Annotated in this window: 16 protein-coding genes; 9 read left to right on the forward strand and 7 right to left on the reverse strand. The window is 71.7% G+C overall.

Annotation, left to right across the window (positions count from 1 at the left end; genetic code table 11):
* Positions 1 to 119: 119 nt before the first annotated feature.
* Together trpS and OG788_RS27750 are read left to right on the forward strand one after the other, a co-directional pair.
* A complete protein-coding gene (gene trpS / locus OG788_RS27745; protein ID WP_351553026.1) occupies positions 120 to 1,133 on the forward strand; it encodes a tryptophan--tRNA ligase in 1,014 nt (337 codons plus the stop codon).
* A 229-nt stretch (positions 1,134 to 1,362) separates the two neighbouring features.
* Positions 1,363 to 1,944: a 2'-5' RNA ligase family protein gene (locus OG788_RS27750; protein WP_351553029.1), complete on the forward strand. Its 582-nt coding sequence runs from the start codon at positions 1,363 to 1,365 to the stop codon at positions 1,942 to 1,944.
* A 75-nt stretch (positions 1,945 to 2,019) separates the two neighbouring features.
* Here the strand turns inward: OG788_RS27750 and OG788_RS27755 are convergent, their stop codons facing one another.
* From OG788_RS27755 to OG788_RS27765, 3 genes are all read right to left on the reverse strand, one after another.
* Complete coding sequence (locus tag OG788_RS27755) at positions 2,020 to 2,775, reverse strand: decaprenylphospho-beta-D-erythro-pentofuranosid-2-ulose 2-reductase (protein ID WP_351553032.1); 756 nt, start codon at positions 2,773 to 2,775, stop codon at positions 2,020 to 2,022.
* Positions 2,776 to 2,825: 50 nt separating this feature from the next.
* Positions 2,826 to 4,175 carry an FAD-binding protein gene (locus OG788_RS27760; RefSeq protein ID WP_406374163.1) on the reverse strand — a complete coding sequence of 450 codons (1,350 nt, stop codon included), beginning with the start codon at positions 4,173 to 4,175 and terminating at the stop codon, positions 2,826 to 2,828.
* A 124-nt stretch (positions 4,176 to 4,299) separates the two neighbouring features.
* A complete protein-coding gene (locus OG788_RS27765; RefSeq protein WP_406377039.1) occupies positions 4,300 to 4,575 on the reverse strand; it encodes a hypothetical protein in 276 nt (91 codons plus the stop codon).
* On the opposite strand from OG788_RS27765, the gene OG788_RS27770 reads away from it, so the two are divergent.
* The 4 genes from OG788_RS27770 to OG788_RS27785 all read left to right on the forward strand — a co-directional run bounded on the left by OG788_RS27770 (position 4,504) and on the right by OG788_RS27785 (position 7,643).
* Positions 4,504 to 5,034: a phosphatase PAP2 family protein gene (locus OG788_RS27770; protein WP_406376863.1), complete on the forward strand. Its 531-nt coding sequence runs from the start codon at positions 4,504 to 4,506 to the stop codon at positions 5,032 to 5,034. The genes OG788_RS27765 and OG788_RS27770 overlap by 72 nt on opposite strands.
* Positions 5,027 to 5,971 carry a decaprenyl-phosphate phosphoribosyltransferase gene (locus tag OG788_RS27775; RefSeq protein WP_406374165.1) on the forward strand — a complete coding sequence of 315 codons (945 nt, stop codon included), beginning with the start codon at positions 5,027 to 5,029 and terminating at the stop codon, positions 5,969 to 5,971. The genes OG788_RS27770 and OG788_RS27775 overlap by 8 nt, the downstream gene beginning before the upstream one ends.
* A 116-nt stretch (positions 5,972 to 6,087) precedes the next feature.
* Positions 6,088 to 6,579 carry a GtrA family protein gene (locus OG788_RS27780; protein WP_406376864.1) on the forward strand — a complete coding sequence of 164 codons (492 nt, stop codon included), beginning with the start codon at positions 6,088 to 6,090 and terminating at the stop codon, positions 6,577 to 6,579.
* Complete coding sequence (locus OG788_RS27785; RefSeq protein ID WP_406374167.1) at positions 6,567 to 7,643, forward strand: YihY/virulence factor BrkB family protein; 1,077 nt, start codon at positions 6,567 to 6,569, stop codon at positions 7,641 to 7,643. The genes OG788_RS27780 and OG788_RS27785 overlap by 13 nt, the downstream gene beginning before the upstream one ends.
* On the opposite strand, the gene OG788_RS27790 is transcribed toward OG788_RS27785, so the two are convergent.
* Positions 7,597 to 8,886 carry a D-alanyl-D-alanine carboxypeptidase family protein gene (locus tag OG788_RS27790; protein WP_406374169.1) on the reverse strand — a complete coding sequence of 430 codons (1,290 nt, stop codon included), beginning with the start codon at positions 8,884 to 8,886 and terminating at the stop codon, positions 7,597 to 7,599. The genes OG788_RS27785 and OG788_RS27790 overlap by 47 nt on opposite strands.
* Positions 8,887 to 8,998: 112 nt before the next feature.
* Between OG788_RS27790 and OG788_RS27795 the strand changes: the two genes are divergently transcribed.
* Complete coding sequence (locus OG788_RS27795) at positions 8,999 to 9,241, forward strand: SCO4848 family membrane protein (RefSeq protein ID WP_266761959.1); 243 nt, start codon at positions 8,999 to 9,001, stop codon at positions 9,239 to 9,241.
* A gap of 16 nt (positions 9,242 to 9,257) precedes the next feature.
* A complete protein-coding gene (locus OG788_RS27800) occupies positions 9,258 to 10,742 on the forward strand; it encodes a metallophosphoesterase (RefSeq protein WP_406374171.1) in 1,485 nt (494 codons plus the stop codon).
* Between the two features lie 118 nt (positions 10,743 to 10,860).
* On the opposite strand, the gene OG788_RS27805 is transcribed toward OG788_RS27800, so the two are convergent.
* From OG788_RS27805 to OG788_RS27815, 3 genes are all read right to left on the reverse strand, one after another.
* The gene (locus OG788_RS27805) at positions 10,861 to 13,044 is read right to left on the reverse strand and encodes a sulfatase-like hydrolase/transferase (RefSeq protein ID WP_406374173.1); all 2,184 of its coding nucleotides are present in this window, start codon (positions 13,042 to 13,044) and stop codon (positions 10,861 to 10,863) included.
* Between the two features lie 406 nt (positions 13,045 to 13,450).
* On the reverse strand, positions 13,451 to 14,905 hold the full coding sequence (locus OG788_RS27810) for an ATP-binding protein (RefSeq protein ID WP_406374174.1): 1,455 nt from the start codon (positions 14,903 to 14,905) through the stop codon (positions 13,451 to 13,453).
* The gene (locus tag OG788_RS27815; protein WP_406374175.1) at positions 14,902 to 15,591 is read right to left on the reverse strand and encodes a response regulator transcription factor; all 690 of its coding nucleotides are present in this window, start codon (positions 15,589 to 15,591) and stop codon (positions 14,902 to 14,904) included. Before OG788_RS27815 ends, OG788_RS27810 begins: the two co-directional genes overlap by 4 nt.
* Positions 15,592 to 15,754: 163 nt before the next feature.
* Here OG788_RS27815 and OG788_RS27820 point away from each other — a divergent pair, with 163 nt between their 5' ends.
* Positions 15,755 to 18,169: an MMPL family transporter gene (locus OG788_RS27820; RefSeq protein WP_406376865.1), complete on the forward strand. Its 2,415-nt coding sequence runs from the start codon at positions 15,755 to 15,757 to the stop codon at positions 18,167 to 18,169.
* Positions 18,170 to 18,198: the final 29 nt, after the last annotated feature.

Genomic DNA, 18,198 nt, shown 5'->3' on the forward strand with positions numbered 1-18,198 from the left:
CCCCCTCCCGCGTCCTCACACTCTTGCTACACCGCCCGCGGCCCATCGGTTCCCACCCGCGGCGCATCTGTTTCCGGCCAGTTCCGGAGCGGGCCCCCGTACCTGAGAGAATGGTGAGCATGGCCTCTGACAGTCCTCGCGTGCTCTCCGGAATCCAGCCCACGGCAGGCTCGTTCCACCTCGGCAACTACCTCGGCGCCGTCCGCCAGTGGGTGGCCCTCCAGGAGTCCCACGACGCGTTCTACATGGTCGTCGACCTGCACGCGATCACGATTCCGCAGGACCCCGCGGACCTGCGTGCCAACACCCGGCTCGCCGCCGCGCAGCTGCTCGCCGCCGGTCTCGACCCGGAGCGGTGCACGCTCTTCGTCCAGAGCCATGTCCCCGAGCACGCGCAGCTCGCCTGGATCATGAACTGCCTCACCGGATTCGGCGAGGCCTCCCGCATGACCCAGTTCAAGGACAAGTCGGCCAAGCAGGGCGCCGACCGCGCGAGCGTCGGCCTCTTCACGTACCCGATCCTCCAGGTCGCGGACATCCTGCTGTACCAGGCCAACGAGGTCCCGGTCGGTGAGGACCAGCGTCAGCACATCGAGCTCACGCGGGACCTGGCCGAGCGTTTCAACGGCCGCTTCGGCGAGACGTTCACGATCCCCAAGCCGTACATCCTCAAGGAGACGGCGAAGATCTTCGATCTCCAGGACCCGTCGATCAAGATGAGCAAGTCGGCCTCGACGCCGAAGGGGCTCATCAATCTGCTGGACGAGCCGAAGGCGACCGCCAAGAAGGTCAAGAGCGCGGTCACCGACACGGACACGGTCATCAGGTATGACACGCAGGGGAAACCGGGTATCAGCAATCTGCTGACCATCTACTCGACCCTCACCGGGACCGGAATCGGGGAACTGGAACAGAAGTACACCGGCAAGGGCTACGGTGCGCTGAAAACGGACCTCGCCGAGGTCATGACCGACTTCGTGACGCCGTTCCGGGAGCGCACCCAGCAGTATCTGGACGACCCGGAGACCCTCGACGCGATCCTGGCCAAGGGCGCCGAGAAGGCCCGTGCCGTCGCCGCGGAGACGCTCTCCCAGGCCTACGACAAGGTCGGATTCCTGCCCGCCAAGCACTGACGGCCGGGACCGTCACCGTATCCGCGGCCGTCCGGCCGCCCCGCGGTGCCGGTACGGCCCCCTACCACAGCCTCCTCGGCAGTCTGTACGAGACGAGCGCGACACTCGTACGGCCGCCGATTGTGGGCGATACCGCCGTACAGTCGATAGCCGGGCAGGCCGAACAACGGCCCCTGCCCGCGCAGTACCACCGCACAGCCCGGACCATCGAACAACGACAGGAGACGACGTGGGGACCGTAACGATCGGCGTGTCGATCGCGGTCCCGGAGCCTCACGGCAGCCTGCTCCAGGAGCGGCGCGCGGGCTTCGGTGACCCCGCGGCTTCCGGCATCCCCACGCACGTCACCCTGCTGCCGCCGACCGAGGTGGACGACACGGCGCTGCCCGCGATCGAGGCGCACCTCGTCGAGGTCGCGGCCGCCGGGCGCCCCTTCCCGATGCGGCTGGCCGGCACGGGCACCTTCCGCCCCCTGTCGCCCGTCGTGTACGTACGGGTGGCCGACGGCGCGGAGGCCTGCACCTGGCTGCAGAAGCAGGTCCGGGACGCCTCGGGACCCGTCGCCCGCGAGCTGCAGTTCCCGTACCACCCGCACGTCACCGTGGCGCACGGCATCGAGGACGAGGCGATGGACCGCGCCTTCGAGGCGCTCTCCGGATACGAGGCCCAGTGGCCCTGCACCGGATTCGCCCTCTACGAGCAGGGCGCCGACGGCGTGTGGCGCAAGCTCCGCGAGTTCGTCTTCGGCGGCGCCGTCGTACCCCCGCAGGCATGCGCCCCCGAGCGGGACACCACACTCCCGGCCCTCTAGGACGACCGGCCGTACGCCCCGGACCGGACCCGTACGCCCCGGCCCCGCCTCCGTGCTCACGCCTGTCCGCGGGACTCAGATCGGGAGCCGCCGGAACACCGCTCGCGGCGCGTGCCGCAGCGCCGACATGACCATCCGCAGCGCCCCCGGCACCCACACCGTCTCGGAACGCCGCCTCAGCCCCAGCTCGATCGCCGCGGCCACCGCCTCCGGAGTGGTCGACAGCGGCACCTCCGCCAGATGGGCCGTCATCCGCGTACGGACGAACCCGGGGCGTACGACCATGACATGCACGCCCGTGCCGTACAGGGCGTCGCCCAGACCCTGCGCGAAGGCGTCCAGGCCCGCCTTGCTGGAGCCGTAGATGAAGTTCGAGCGGCGGGCGCGTTCGCCGGCGACCGAGGACAGCACCACCAGGGAGCCGTGCCCCTGCGCCTGCAGCGCCCGCGCGCACACCAGGCCGGACGACACCGCGCCCGTGTAGTTGGTCTGCGCGACCCGCACCGCCGCGACCGGCTCCTTCTCGTCCACCGCTTGGTCGCCGAGCACCCCGAAGGCCATCAGCACCATGTCGATGTCGCCCTCGGTGAAGACCTTGCCGAGCACGGCCTCGTGGGACTCGGGATCGAGGGCGTCGAAGGCGACGGTACGGGCGTCCGCGCCGAGTCGGCGCAGCTGCTCGGCGGCCTCCTCCAGGGCGGGCGTCGGCCGTCCGGCGAGCCACACCGTGCGGGTGCGCCGGGTGATGAGCCGGCGCGCGGTGGCCAGCGCGATCTCCGACGTGCCGCCGAGGATCAGCAGGGACTGGGGGGTACCGAAAGCGTCCTTCATGACAGCTCCTTGAGACGGGGGAACGAAGACGGGCGGCCGGGAACGCCGGGCTACAGGCCCAGGCGGCGGGACAGGTCGGAGGTGAAGACTCCTCGGGGGTCCAACTCCTGCCGCAGGGCCCGGAACGCGCCGAGCCGCGGATACATCACGGCCAGCAGCTCGGGCCGCAGCCGCGCGTCCTTGGCGAGGTACACGCGCCCTCCGGCACCCGCCACCTCCTCGTCCAGCTCGTCGAGGAAGGCGCCCAGGCCGGGCAGGTTCGCCGGGATGTCCAGGGCGAGGGTCCAGCCGGGCACGGGGAAGGACAGCCAGCCCGGATCGCCCTCTCCGAAGCGCTTCAGGACGGCGAGGAAGGAGGGGCAGCGGCGTTCGGAGATGCGCCGCACGATCCGGCGCAGGGTCTCCTCCCGTCCGTGTCCGACGACGAACTGGTACTGGACGAAGCCGCCGCGCCCGTAGACGCGGTTCCAGTGGGGCACCCCGTCGAGGGGATGGAAGAACGCCGGGATCCGCTGGAGCTCACCGGTCCGCGCGCGGGGCGCCTTCCGGTACCAGAGCTCGTTGAAGAGGCCCACCGTCGTCCGTCCGAGGAGCCCTTCCGGTACGAAGGCGGGGGCGGCCGGCAGTTGCGAGGGGCGGAACGCCAGCGGGTGTCTGCGCGCGCGTGGGGGCAGCGAGTCCAGCGGCGCGTGATCGCCGCGGGTCAGCACCGAGCGCCCCATCCGCGCCCCGCGCGCGAGCAGATCGATCCAGGCGACCGAGTAGCGGTACCGGTGGTCGGTGGCGGTGAGGCGCGCCATCAGGTCGTCCAGATCCACCGCGCGTTCGGTGTCGACGGACATCAGGGCGGTCTCCACCGGCTGGAGGCGGACGGTCGCCGTGAGGATCACGCCGGTCAGGCCCATGCCCCCCGCCGTGGCGTCGAAGAGGGGGGTGCCGCGCCCGACCGTCCGGATCTCGCCGTCCGCGGTCAGCAGCTCGAAGGAGAGGACGTGCCGGGCGAAGGAGCCCGACACATGGTGGTTCTTGCCGTGGATGTCCGCGCCGATCGCGCCGCCCACGGTCACATAGCGGGTCCCCGGCGTCACGGGCACGAACCAGCCGAGGGGGAGCAGGACTTCCATGAGCCGGTGCAGGGACACCCCCGCGTCGCACAGGACCGTGCCGCCGCCCGCGTCGATGGCGTGGATCCGGTCCAGGCCCGTCATGTCGAGCACCGCCCCGCCCGCGTTCTGCGCGGCGTCGCCGTACGCCCGCCCGAGCCCGCGGGCGATCCCTCCGCGTGCCCCGCACTCCCGGACGGCGGACGCCGCCTCCTCGTAGGTGCGTGGGCGGACCAGACGGGCGGCGGTCGGGGCGGTGCGGCCCCAACCCGTGACGGAGACGGTGTCGGCAGGCATGACCGTGACCGTAGCGTCGGTAAGGGTGCACAACGGGGCAATCTAACCGGCCCTCACGGGTCCTCACCGAAATGGGTGATTAATGGGATGTCGTCCTAGATTGCCGTAGTTCTGTGACCGCTCCCTAGAAGAGTGGGACCACATGGACGACCTTGACGACCGTGACGACGTGGATCGGCGGCTTGACGACCATGGCCACCGCGGTGACATGGACCGACGGCCAGACGAACGTGACCACCATGGCGGCATGGATCGGCGGCTCGACGACCATGACGATCGCGACGACATGGACCGGCAGCCCGGCGACATGGACCGCCGACTCGATGACATGGACCGCCGACTCGATGACATGGACCGCGGACTCGATGACGTGGACCGTCGGCTGCTGTCCGCGTTCCACGCGTACGGCGGGGACCCACGCGTCGCGGCCGTCGCGCGCGCCCTGTCCTGGAGCGGGGAGCACGGAGCTCTCTGGCTCGCCGCGGGGCTCGCGGGGGCGGCCGTCGACCGGGAGCGACGCGGCGCGTGGTTGCGTGCGACGGCGCTCACCGCCACCGCGCACCTCGCGAGCATGGGCGTGAAACGGATCGTGCGCCGCCCGCGTCCCCCGCACGTCACGCCGCTGGTGCGCACGGCCGGGCGGCACTCCTTCCCCAGCTCGCACGCCACGTCCGCGACCGCCGCGGCGGTCGCCTACGGCGCGCTCGGCGCGTACGTCGTTCCGCCGCTCGCCGCCGCGATGTGCGTCTCGCGGCTCGTCGTCGGCGTCCACTACCCCACTGATGTCGTCGCCGGCGCGGCCCTGGGCGCCGCGGCGGCCGGACTGGGCGCCCGTTGGATCGGGGCCGGCCATGGCTGAGCGCACGGCGCTCCTGGAGCGCATCCCGGCCGCCGCCCCGCCGCCGAGGAGCCTGACCGGCGTCGTCCGGGGCCTCGTCAGGACCGCGCGTCCCCGGCAGTGGGTGAAGAACGTGCTCGTCGTGGCCGCCCCGGCCGCGGCGGGCCAGCTCTTCTCCCGGCACGCTCTCGGCCAACTGGCGCTCGTCTTCTCCCTGTTCACGGCCTGCGCCGCCTCGGTGTACCTGATCAACGACGCCCGGGACGCCGTCGCCGACCGGGCCCACCCGGTGAAGCGCCACCGCCCGGTCGCCGCTGGCCAGGTCCCCGTCCCGGTCGCGTACGCCGTCGGGGGCACCCTCGCGGTCCTCGCCGTCGCCGTAGCCGCCTGGTTCTGCTCGCCCGCCGTCTGCGCGCTGTTGACCGCGTACATCGGCATGCAGCTGGCCTACTGCGTCAGCCTGAAGCATGTGCTCGTCGTGGACCTCGTCGTCGTCACGACCGGGTTCCTGATGCGGGCGATGATCGGCGGACTGGCACTCGGCATCCCGCTCTCGCGCTGGTTCCTGATCACCACCGGCTTCGGGGCGCTCTTCATGGTCTCGGCCAAGCGGTACTCCGAAGCCGTGCAGATGGCGGGGAAGGCGGGTGCCACCCGCGCGCTGCTCACCGAGTACACGACCGGCTACCTGCGCTTCGTCTGGCAGCTGGCCGCCGGAGTCTCCGTCCTCGGCTACTGCCTGTGGGCCCTGGAGGAGGGCGGAGTACCGAGCGCCGGAGTGCTGCCGTGGCGCCAGCTGTCGATGGTCGCCTTCATCCTGGCCGTCCTGCGCTACGCCGTCTTCGCGGACCGGGGTACGGCGGGCGAGCCGGAGGACGTGGTCCTGCGCGACCGTGCGCTCGCCCTCATCGGACTGGTGTGGCTGGCGATGTACGGACTCGCGGTGGCGAACTGGTGAGCGTCACCGAGGACCGGCCCGGCTCCGGGCTCCCTGTCGTCCGCGGGGCGGCAGTCGCGGAGCCGGCCGGCCCGCGGGCCACCGCTTCGGAGCCGATCGCCCCGGGGACCCCCGACATGGCGCCGGCCGCCCCGGGGACCGCCGTCAGGGAGCAGGCGGCGGCCCCCGGGGCGATCGGACCGCGGAAGCCGTTCCTGCGCGAACTCCTCGGGTTCGCCTCGGTCGGAGTCCTCGCCTACGCCGCCGACCTGGGTCTCTTCGTCTGGCTGCGAGGCCCGGTGGGTCTGGACCCGCTGACCGCCAAGGCGCTGTCCTTCCTGGCGGGTTGCTCGGTCGCGTACGCCGGGAACGCGCTCGGCACCTACCGGCACGCGGCGGCCCGTGGCCCGCGCCAGTACGCGATCTTCTTCGCGGTGAACATCGCGGGCGCCCTCGTGCAACTGCTGTGCCTCGCGGTCAGCCACTACGGACTCGGGTTCACCTCGCAGCGCGCGGACACCGTCTCGGGCGCGGGAATCGGCATGGCGCTCGCCACTGTCCTGCGTTTTTGGGGTACCCGGTCTTTGGTTTTCCGAGGCGAGGGCAGAGTCGGATCATGGACTGGCTGAAAAAGATTCCCGGCGTGGGGCCCCTGGTCGTGCGCCTGATGGCCACGCACGCGTGGCGGTCGTACGAGCGGCTGGACCGGGTGAAGTGGACGCGGCTCGCCGCCGCGATGACCTTCATCAGCTTCGTGGCGCTTTTCCCGCTGCTGACCGTGGCCGCGGCGATCGGCGCCGCCACGCTGAGCAGCCAGCAGCAGAAGGACCTCCAGGACAAGCTCGCCGAGCAGGTGCCGGGCATCTCCGACCAGCTGGACATCAACAGCCTCGTGCAGAACGCCGGCACGATCGGGCTCATCGCGGGCGCCCTGCTGCTGGTCACCGGCATCGGCTGGGTGGGCTCGATGCGGGAGTGCCTGCGCGCGGTCTGGGAGCTGCCCGACAGCGAGGAGAACCCTCTCCTGCGCAAGCTCAAGGACGGCGGCGTACTCGTCGGACTGGGCGGCGCCGTGCTCCTCACCATCGTCGTCTCGACACTCGCGTCCACCGCGGTGGGCTGGTCGGCGCGGCACCTCGGCATCGACGAGAACGGCTGGGGGAGCGTGCTGCTGCAGGCCGTCGCCTTCGCGGTGGCCGTGCTCGCCGACTTCCTCGTCCTGCTGTACGTCCTGACCCTGCTCCCCGGTGTGGAGCCGCCCCGCCGTCGGCTGATCGTCGGGGCACTGATCGGCGCCGCCGGGTTCGAACTGCTCAAGCTGCTGCTCAGCGGCTATATGCGGGGCGTGGCGTCGAAGAGCATGTACGGCGCCTTCGGGGTGCCGATCGCGCTGCTCCTGTGGATCAACTTCACCTCGAAACTGCTCCTGTACTGCGCCGCCTGGACGGCGACGGGGAGCGAGGAGCCGGCGCGGACCGAGGAGGAGGCCGACGCGGGGGTGCGGACGGAGGCGGCGCTAGGAGCGGCGGACCCGGACGACGTGGCGGACCGGGGCGAACCGGCGGACGGGGGCGAACCGTCCGGCGCGGAGGGCCGGAGGGCCTCGGGGGCTCCGAAGAACGCGAGGGCTCCGGAGCCCCGGGGGATCAGCGGCGGCGGCGCATCAGGTCCGGCAGCGGCCAGCGGCGGTTGACCAGGAAGACGCCCGCCGCGAGAAGGACGAGGAAGCCGCCCGCGAGCCCGAGCGCGACGCCGATCCCGCTCGAACCGCCCTCCTTCGTGGCGGTGGCGGCGGCCACCGGCTTGGTGGAGGCGCTCTCGGAGCTCGCTCCGTCCGAGGCCTTCGCACCTGGCTGAGCGGTGGTGTCGACGCCCTTGGGCGGGACCAGCTCGCCCACCGGCTGGACCGTGCCCGAGGCCTTGAATCCCCAGTCGAGGAGCCGCGCGGCTTCCTTGTAGACCTCGTTGTGCTCGTCCTTCTCCGGGTTCATGACCGTGACGAGCAGCACTTTGCCGTCGCGCTCGGCGACACCCGTGAAGGTGGCGCCCGCGTTGGTGGTGTTGCCGTTCTTCACGCCGGCGATGCCCTGGTACGTGGTGACGTCGCTGTCGCCGGTCAGCAGCCGGTTGGTGTTCTGGATCTCGAAGGACTCCCGGGTGGTCTTGCCCTTCTTGTTCTTGGCCGTCGCGCCGGGGAACTTCGCCCGCACCGTCGAGCAGTACTCCCGGAAGTCCTTCTTCTGGAGCCCCGAACGGGCGAACAGCGTCAGGTCGTACGCCGACGACACCTGACGCCCGGCGTCGTAGCCGTCCGGGCTCACCACGTTCGTGTCGAGGGCCTGGAGGTCCTCGGCGTGCGCCTGCATGTCCTTGACCGTCTCGTCGACGCCGCCGTTCATCGCGGACAGCACGTGCACGGCGTCGTTGCCGGAGCGCAGGAACACACCGAGCCACAGGTCGTGGACGGTGTACGTCTCGTTCTCCTTTATGCCCACCATGCTGGAGCCCGAGCCGATGCCCGCCAGGTCGGAGGAGGCCACCTTGTGCGGGGTGGTCTTCGGGAACTTGGGCAGCACCGTGTCGGCGAAGAGCATCTTCAGGGTGCTCGCCGGGGGCAGCCGCCAGTGCGCGTTGTGAGCGGCCAGGACGTCGCCCGACTCCGCGTCGGCGACGATCCAGGAGCGGGCGGTGATGTCCTTGGGCAGGACGGGGACGCCGCTGCCGAGGTTCACCTGGTTCCCCGGCCGGCCGAGCTGCTCACCGCCGACGGTCGACATGTTCGCCGGGGGAGTGGCCGACGGCGAGGCCGTCGGGCTCTTCGCCGGGCTCGTTTCGTCCGCGGTGTCGGCGAACGCGGGCGCCGTGAGCGAGAGGGCCAACAACGTGGCGGAAGTGACCAACAAGGATCGCTTGGCGGTCTTTTTCGAGGCAGGCACGGTCGAGAAAGTACAGGGCTCGCGACGGGAAGTCCCATCACCGCTCGGGGAAGCCTCCTCGCCCCCTCCACCCCGGCGCCGGGTCACGGTCGGTGACGGCGATACTGAACGCATGAAGCTCAGCCGCCCCGTGTCCTGGTTCCTGCTCGCCTTCGGGGTGTGGAGTTGGGTCATTTGGGTCACTTTCGTAAAGAACCTGTACAAGGACGGCAGCGGGCTCGCGTTCGACGACGCGGGCGATCCGACGGCGTACTTCTGGGTGCATCTGACGCTCGCCGTCGTTTCCTTTGTCTTGGGGACGGTCGTCGGGGTCATCGGGTTGCGCGGCGTACGCGCTTTGCGCCAGACGTCATAACGGGGGATACGGCGTCATGGTCATCGTGTTCGTGCTGGTGGGTGTGGCCGTCCTGGCCGTGCTCGGTGGGTCGCACTGGTACGCCTGGAGACGGCTGGTGCGGGACACCACGGCCGGTCCCGGAGCGCTCCGCCGGGTGGGGGCGGTGGTCTTCGCCGCCGGGCCGCTGCTGATGTTCGGCGCCGTCGCGAGCGAGCGCGCCGGGGCTCCGTTCTGGCTCCAGCGGACGCTGGCCTGGCCCGGGTTCCTGTGGATGGCGCTGCTGCTCTACCTCGTGCTGGCGCTGCTGGCGGGGGAGTTCGTCCGGCCGGTTCTGCGCAGGCTCGGGGAACGCCGGGCAGGCGGACGGCAGGAGACCGACGGAGCGGCGTCCCCCGCCGCGGTCGGGGAGGCGGGTCCGCGCGAGAGCGTACGTGCCCGGTCCGGCGCGGCGGCGACGGGGAGAGGCGACGGCCGGGCCGGGGCACGGACCGCGACGACCGGCCTCTCCGGCACGGCGTCCTCGACGCGGCCGGTGGAACAGCCGCAACGGCCGGAACCGGCGGAACCCGCAGAACAGCCGGGACCCGTCGGGCATGTGGGCTCGGGGGAGCCGGCGGAATCGGCCGGTCCCACGGAGCCGGCCGGTCCCACGGAGCCGACAGAGCCGGCCGAGACGACCGGGGCGGTCCGCCTGCCGTCGCGTCGCCTGTTCGTCTCCCGTGTCGTGGGTGGTGCCGCCGCGGCCGTCGCGGTGGGGACCGTGGGATACGGGACGTACGGAGTACTGCGCGGGCCGTCGGTGAAGCGGGTCACCGTGCCGCTCGCCAAACTGCCCCGGTCCGCCCACGGCTTCCGGATCGCCGTCGTGAGCGACATCCACCTGGGGCCGGTGCTCGGGCGCGGGTTCGCCCAGAAGGTCGTCGACACCATCAACTCCACGCAGCCCGATCTGATCGCCGTCGTCGGTGACCTCGTCGACGGCAGCGTGAAGGATCTCGGACCGGCGGCCGCCCCTCTCGCCGGGCTGCGGGCCCGGCACGGGGCCTACTTCGTCACCGGGAACCACGAGTACTTCTCCGGAGCCGAGCAGTGGGTCCGGGAGGTGCGGGAGCTGGGGATCCACCCCCTGGAGAACGTGCGGACCGAACTGGCCGGATTCGACCTCGCCGGCGTGAACGACGTACAGGGCGAGAGCGAGGGGCAGGGGCCCGACTTCGGCAAGGCGCTCGGGGACCGGGACACGACGCGGGCCTGTGTGCTGCTCGCCCATCAGCCGGTGCAGATCCATGATGCGGTGCGGCACGGGGTCGACCTCCAGTTGTCCGGACACACGCATGGCGGGCAGCTGTGGCCGGGGAACCTCATCGCGGCCGCCGCCAATCCGACGGTCGCGGGCCTGGAGCGCTACGGCGACACGCAGTTGTACGTCTCCCGGGGTGCGGGGGCCTGGGGGCCGCCGACCCGGGTCGGCGCGCCCTCGGACATCACGGTCGTGGAGCTGGCCTCGCGAGAGGCCTGAGAGCCCGTCGCGCAACGGGCCGGCGGTGACCGTCCGGGCCGGTTCGAGGGGGGCGGGTCCGTGGGCGGCGGTCACGGCTCGCGCCGTGACCGCCGCCCACGGGCGAGCCGGTGGTGCCCTACGGGTGGGGTGTGGACCCGTACGCCGTCAGGAAGCGGTCGCGGAACGCGCTCATCTTCCACACCGGGGCGTCGTGCTCGGGCCGGAGGCCGTCCGTCCAGCCCCAGTCGGCGATCCGGTCGAGCACCTTCGGGTCCTTGGCGACGATCGAGACCGGCACGTCACGGCTGGCGTGGTCGCCGCTGACCCGGGCCATCGGCTGGTGGTCGCCGAGGAAGATCAGCACGGTGTCCTTGTCGCCGTACCGCACCAGGTAGTCGATGAGGCTGGTCACCGAGTACTGGATCGACTTGCCGTACTCCTCCTTCGACTTCTGCGAGCTGGTGATGATGTCCCCGGGCCTCTTGCCCGCCTTCTCGATGGCGTCGTAGACCGAGCCGTCACCGACCTGGTCCTGGGGCACCGTCCTGGGGATCGGCGCCCAGGGCTGGTGGCTGGAGGTCAGGATGATCGTCGACATCAGCGGCTTGTCGTGCTTCCTGCCGTGCTCCAGGCGCTCGAAGGCGGCCAGGGCGTACTGGTCGGGCATGGTCGACCAGCTGAACTTCGGTCCCTGGTAACCGAGATCGCGGGAGTCGTAGAGCTTGTCGATGCCGTAGAACTTCTGCTCGGGCCAGGCCTTCTGGACGCCCGGCATGATGCCCACGGTGTCCCAGTCGCCCGTCTTCTTGAAAGCGCCGGGCAGGGTCAGATGATCGCCCGCGGTCACCGTGCGATAGCGCTGCTGGTTGCTGACCCACAGGCCCGACAGGAACGTCGAGTGGCCGAGCCAGCTGCTGCCGCCGTACGTCGCCGAGGTGAGCCAGCCGCTCCTCGCCGCGAAGCCGGCCCGGGTCAGCTTCTCGTTCTCCGAGGTGAGCGTCGCGTCGACGCCCGGTGCGATGACCGGATCCTCGATGGCGCTGCGGCCGTAGCTCTCGATGAACGTGATCATCATGTCCTTGCCGCGCAGATCGGTGAGCAACTGGCTGGGCGGCGTGTTCGCGAAGGTGTCCTTCTTCGCGATCCTGCCGAACTCCGCCTCGTCCCGCAGCGTGTTGCGTACGCGCTTCGCCCGGTCCTGGACGACCAGCGCGGTGTGCTCGGCGGCGATGGGCACCCCGGTGAACTGCACGCCCAGCGACGCGCAGACGACCCAGGCGACGGCCAGCACGAGCGTCGTGCGCGTCGCCGTCCCGGAGTTCCGGGCCACCAGGTTGCCCAGCCGGACGACCGACGCCGTCATGAGGGCCAGTACGGCGATCACGAGCGCCACCGCCAGGACCGCGATGCCGAGCGCGCCGCCCTTGCCGAACGTGTCCTGGAGGTAGCCCTGGGCATCGCCGAGGAGCGACCAGTCGAGGACGACGTTGAAGCCCCGCCCGAGGTACTCGTGGAAGCCGACGTCTAGGACGTTCAGGACGGTCAGGACGCCCAGGCCGAGCCCGGAGAGTGCCGCCACGGCCGTGCGCGGCCTGCGGGGCAGGACGATCAGCAGGGCGGCGCCGAAGATCGCCTCCACCGGGAGACGCAGGAACTCGGCGGGCCGGAACCGGTCCGACTGGCTGGGCATGAGCAGCGCGAACAGGACGAGCGCGGCGGCGAGGACGGTCGTGACCGACGCCAGGGTGCGGGCGGCCGCGGGATGCCGGCCCCGCCATCCGCGCCATCGCCCGCGCGTCGCTCCTGACGGAGGCTCCTCTCCGCCCCCGCCCCCGTCCCCGCCTTCGACGGCCGCGTCCGGGGAGCCGGTGCCCTTCTCCGCGCGGCCTTCGGCTCCGGCCGGGACATCCTCCGCCTCCGCGCCGACCTCGACGGGCTCCTCGGTCTCGGACCTGCTCTCGGCCGGGGCCGCTTCGGCGGAGGCCTCGGCGGGAGCCCCGGCCGGGTCCTCGGCATCGGCAGGAGTGGTGTCGGCACCGGTCCCGGAAGGGGGCTTCGGTTCGGTGGGGGCTGTTTCCGGTGAGGTTCCGGCCGGGGCGGCCTCGGCCGGGAGCGAGGGGGTTCCGTCGGTCGGTGCGGCCGGGGTCGTGGCGTGGGACGCGGGTATCTCGGGGTCGGCCGCCGCCTCCCCCTCGCCCGAGGCGGCGGCGCCCTCCGCCGGGGCCGCGTCGCCGTCCGCGAGCGGCTCCGGTGCCGGCTCGTCGCGCGGTGGTGCCCCGTCCGTGTTCGGCAGCTGTCGAGAGCTCGTGTTGAACGACAACCCGGCGGTCCTTCCGTGCGAAGCGCGGTGGTGGCGTGGCGGTCCGACCGGATGAGACCGATTCCGCCCTCGTCGTGGTGTACGGCGCCGCAGCGGCCCGTGTTCAACCGGCTCGGTCAGCTTCTCCCCAAGTCCGTACCAGCAGGTCACAAAGTCCGTTCCAGCAGGTCACAGCGGTGCGAACGCGGCCGCCCCGGCCCGCACGGCAGGCTCGGCGGCGTCACCGGCCCTGAGCACCACTGTCACCCCACGGGCGTCCCCTGCCTCACGGCACCGGCGTCCCCCGCGTCACCGCACGGGCGTCCGCCGCCGGCACGCCACCGGCGTCCCCCGCGTCACCGCACCGGCGTCCCCCGCCGTCACGCCACCGGCGTCCGCCGCCGGCACCCCACCCGCGTCCCCCGCGTCACCGCACCGGCAGCGTCACCGTCACCGCCAGGCCCTCGCCGGGTGCCGTCCGTACCGCGACCGTGCCGCCGTGCGCCCGCACCACGCCCTGCACGATCGCCATGCCGAGACCGCTGCCCGCGCAGCCGCCCGCCCGGAAGAAGCGGTCGAAGATGCGCGCCGCGTCCTCTTCCGGGAGCCCGGGACCCTTGTCCGCGACACACAGCCGTACGGCACCGTCCGCGCGCTCCAGAACGAGCCGCACCGGCACGTCGTCGGGCGTGTGGGTGCGTACGTTGCCCACGAGATTGCCCAGCACCTGCCGCAGCCCCGACTCGTCGGCCTGCACGAGCAGCGTGCCGTCGGCGCCCACGGTCACCGGGCGGCCCGGCTGCTGGGCGCGCAGGTCCGCGGCCGCGTCCCGCACGAGCCGGCTCAGGTCGACGTTCCTGAAGCGCAGTTCGGGCCGCTGGTCGAGGCGGGCCAGGGTGAGCAGCTCGTCGACGAGCCGGCCCATGCGGTCGGCCTCCCCGTTCATCCGGTCCCAGGCCCGCCTGCGCTCGACGGGATCGGTCAGCATCCCCTTCTCGTACAGCTGGAGGTAGCCGCGTATCGCCGCCAGCGGGGTGCGCAGCTCGTGCGAGGCGTCCCCGACGAACCGGCGCAGCTGAGCCGCGCTGTGTTCACGCGTCCGGTAGGCCGACTCGACCTGGTGCAGCATGGAGTTGAGCGCGAGCCGCAGCTGTTCGACCTCCTGGGTCGGATGATGGCTGGAGGGCACGCGCCGGGTCAGATCGCCTTCGGCGATCGCCGACGAGGTCTCCACCATGGCCTCCAGCGGCCGCATCCGGCGGCGCACGCTGAACATCGTGAGGCACGCGAGCAGGGCCAACAGCCCGGTTCCCACGGTCAGATCGAGCTTGAGCGCCTTCGCGATGCCCTTGTGAAGTCCGTCGGTCGAGGCGGCGAACAGGACGTACGTCCCGTCGGCGAGCCGTCCCCCGGTCGCCCGGTAGTCGGCGCCGCGCACGGTGATGTCGCGCGGCTCGCTGTCGCGGGCGAGCGCGCCCGGGTCGTCGACGGCGGCCGCGAACGCGCGCTGTGTGGCGGTGGGTTCGAAGCCGGCCACCTCGATCGCCTCGCCCCGCCGGTCGACGGCCACGAAGAGCGAGTCCGGCTTCGGTGACTCGTCCACCGCGGGCCCGATCCGGTCCCGCACGAACGCGAGGGCGCTCAGCGAGTCGATCTGGCTCATGGTGAGCTGCGAAACACCCAGCGACTCCCGGGTCTTGGCGAGCTGCGCGTCCACCTGGTCGAGCAGATAGTGCCGCATCCCCATCAGGCTCACGGCGGTCGCCACCACGATGCCCAGGGCCAGCAGCCCCACGTTCGCCAGGGTCAGCTGGCCGCGCAGCGAGTGGACACCGTGCTTGAAGCGCGGGAAGCGGACCCCGGGCCGGAGGAGCAGACTCATGCGAGGCCGTACCCGACGCCCCGGCGGGTCTGGATCACCGGTGGCCCCAGCGGGTCGAGCTTGCGCCGCAGATAGCTGATGTACGTCTCCACCACGGTCGATTCGGCCGAGTGCTCGTACTGCCATACGTGGCGCAGGAGTTGCTCCTTGGGCACGATCCGCCCGCCGTTGCGGACGAGGAAGCGCAGCAGGGCGTACTCGGTGGGGGTGAGCTCGACCGTGGTGCCCGCGCGGTGGACGCTGTACGTCGTCTCGTCCAGCTCCAGATCGCCGTAGCGCAGGGGCGGGCGCTGCGGCAGGACGTCGTCGGGCCGCGTGCGGCGCAGGACGGCGGTGATCCGGGCTATGACCTCGTCGATGTTGAACGGCTTGGTGATGTAGTCGTCGCCGAAGCCGAGCGCGCCGACGATCTCGGCGGGCGCGTCCCGCGCGGTCAGGAAGACGACCGCCAACTCGGGCTGTCGCAGGCGCAGTTCGCGACCGAGAGCCCGGCCGTCGCCGTCCGGGAGCATCACGTCGAGAAGCGCCGCGTCGGGACGGGTGCGCTCGGCGAGCGCGAGTGCCTCACGGACGGTGCCCGCCGCCATCACCTCGAAGCGGTGGTAGCGCAGCGCGATGGTCAGGACGTCCGCGATGCTCGGCTCGTCCTCGACGACGAGGACGGTGGCTCCCTCGTGAGCGGTCATGCCCCCAGTATCGGCGGGGCAGCCGACGGTCGGGGCGGTTCGCGCCTTGGAGTTCCTTGAGAGTCATGGGCGGGTCGTGTCCCCGCACGCGCGCCGCCGCCAATCCTGTTGCCAGGACCTGGGGGACCGACCGACCGACTAAGGAGCGTTGAACGTGGCGGTATTGGCACGGTGGTGCTATCGGCACCGGCTGGTGGTCCTGTTGCTGTGGGTGGGCGCACTGTTCGGTCTGGGCTTCGCGGCGACCACCGCGGGCACGGACTACGCGAACGTCTTCTCCCTCCCGAACACGGACTCCAAGCGCGCGTACGACCAGATGGAGAAGGCCTTCCCGAACAGCGCGGGGGACACCGACACGGTGGTCTGGAAGGTCGACGAGGGCACGGTCAGGGACGCGTCCGTGCGTTCCCGGATCCAGCCCGTGCTGGACGAGATCGCCGGCATGAAGGGCGTGGGCCAGGTCGCGGGGCCGTACGAGGGAAAGGGAGGCGCCGCGCAGATCAGCCATGACGGCACGATCGCGTACGCGCAGATCACCTTCACGGAACAGGCGAACGCCATACCCAAGGAGCTGGTGCAGGACGTCGTCGATCTCGCGCGGGACGCAGAACGCGGCGGACTCCAGGTCGAGTTGGGCGGCCAGGCGATCCAGCGTGTCCAGGAACCGCCCACCGGGCTCGCCGAGATGGTCGGCATCCTGGCGGCGGCCGTCGTCCTCTTCCTCGCCTTCGGTTCGCTCTTCGCCATGCTGCTGCCGATCGGCATCGCGATCTTCGGCGTGGGTACGGGACTGTTCTCCACGCAGCTGCTCAGCCACGCCACGGACATCCCGGACCTGGCCCCGCTGCTGGCCACCCTGATCGGCCTGGGCGTCGGCATCGACTACGCGTTGTTCATCGTCACCCGTCACCGGCGCGGCATCCTGCGCGGCATGGCGCCCGAGGAGTCGGCCGTCGTCGCCCTCAACACCTCGGGCCGCGCGGTGCTGTTCGCCGGTGGCACGGTGTGCATCGCGCTCGCGGGCATGCTCGTGACGAACCTCCGCTTCCTGGACGGCGTGGTCATCGGCACCTCCCTCACCGTCGTGTTCAGCGTGCTCGCGGCCACCACCCTGCTGCCGGCGCTCCTCGGCCTTCTCGGCACCCGGGTGCTCAGCCGTCGCCAGCGGCGCAAACTGGCGGCGCGGGGGCCCGAACCGGAGCGGGCGAGCGGTGCCGCGGCACGCTGGTCGATGAGTGTGCAGCGCCGCCCCCGTACGATCGCCGCCGTCGCGCTGGCCGTGATGGCGATCCTCGCGATCCCGGTCCTGTCGCTGCGCCTCGGCGCCACCGACCAGGGCAACGACGACGCCACCACGACGACCCGGCAGGCGTACGACCTGCTCGCCGAGGGCTTCGGGCCCGGTTTCAACGGCCCCTTGCAGGTGGTCGTGACCGGCGGCGACACGGACGCCCTGGTGAAGAGCATCGGCGGCACCGCCGGAGTTGCCCAGGCCGCCGCGCTGCCGCCCGCGCACGGCGTGACGGTGATCCAGGTGGTGCCGAAGACGTCACCGCAGTCGGAGGAGACCGACCGGCTGATCGACACGCTGCGGGACCGGGTGATCCCGGACGCGGGGGCTCAGGCCCACGTCGGTGGCGTCACCGCCGTGTCGAAGGACTTCGCCACGATCACCGGTGACCGGCTGCCGTACTTCGTCGCCACGATCATCGGGCTCGGCTTCCTGCTCCTGCTGATCGCGTTCCGCTCCCTGGTGGTCCCGCTGACGGCCGCGCTGATGAACCTGATCGCCGCCGCCGCGTCCTTCGGCGTCCTCGTCGCGGTCTTCCAGTGGGGCTGGGGCCTGGAGCTGCTCGGCCTGGGCAAGGAGGGCCCGATCAACGCCTTCCTGCCCGTCATCATGCTGTCGCTCCTGTTCGGCCTCTCCATGGACTACCAGGTGTTCCTGGTGAGCCGCATGCACGAGGAATGGGTGCACACGAAGGACAACGCGCGCGCGGTGCGGGTCGGTCTGGCCGAGACCGGCCGGGTCATCAACTCCGCCGCCCTGATCATGGTGTGCGTCTTCCTCGCGTTCGTCCTGAGCGGCGACTCGGGAGCGGCGATGGCGGGCGTCGGCCTCGCGGCCGCGGTGGCCCTGGACGCGTTCATCCTCCGCACGGCCCTGGTGCCGGCCGCGATGCACCTGCTGGGCGACTCCAACTGGTGGCTGCCGGCGGGCCTGGAGAAGCGGCTGCCGCATCTCGCGGTGGAGCCGGCCGAGGAGCCGTCCGAGGACGCCGCTCCCGTCGAGGGCGGCGCGTCGGTCGTCCACGGCCTTGTCCGCGACGCGGAGGGTGTGCCCGTCGACGGAGCCGTCCTCACGCTGCTGTCCAAGGGCGGCCGTCAACTGGACCGTGTGACCTCGCTGGCCGACGGTTCGTACATCGTCTCGGTGCCGGCTCCGGGGACGTATCTGCTGTCGGCGACGGCCCGTTCGTACGGGGCGCGGGCCCGGCACGTGGTCGTCACGGACGAACCGCTGGTGCACGACGTGGAGCTGGCGGAGGGCGAGGTGGACGCCGACGCGGTCAACTGAGGCCGCCGGACGCGAGAACCGTCCGGGGT

It is taken from the genome of Streptomyces sp. NBC_00647 (assembly GCF_045207245.1).
Taxonomy (GTDB): domain Bacteria; phylum Actinomycetota; class Actinomycetes; order Streptomycetales; family Streptomycetaceae; genus Streptomyces.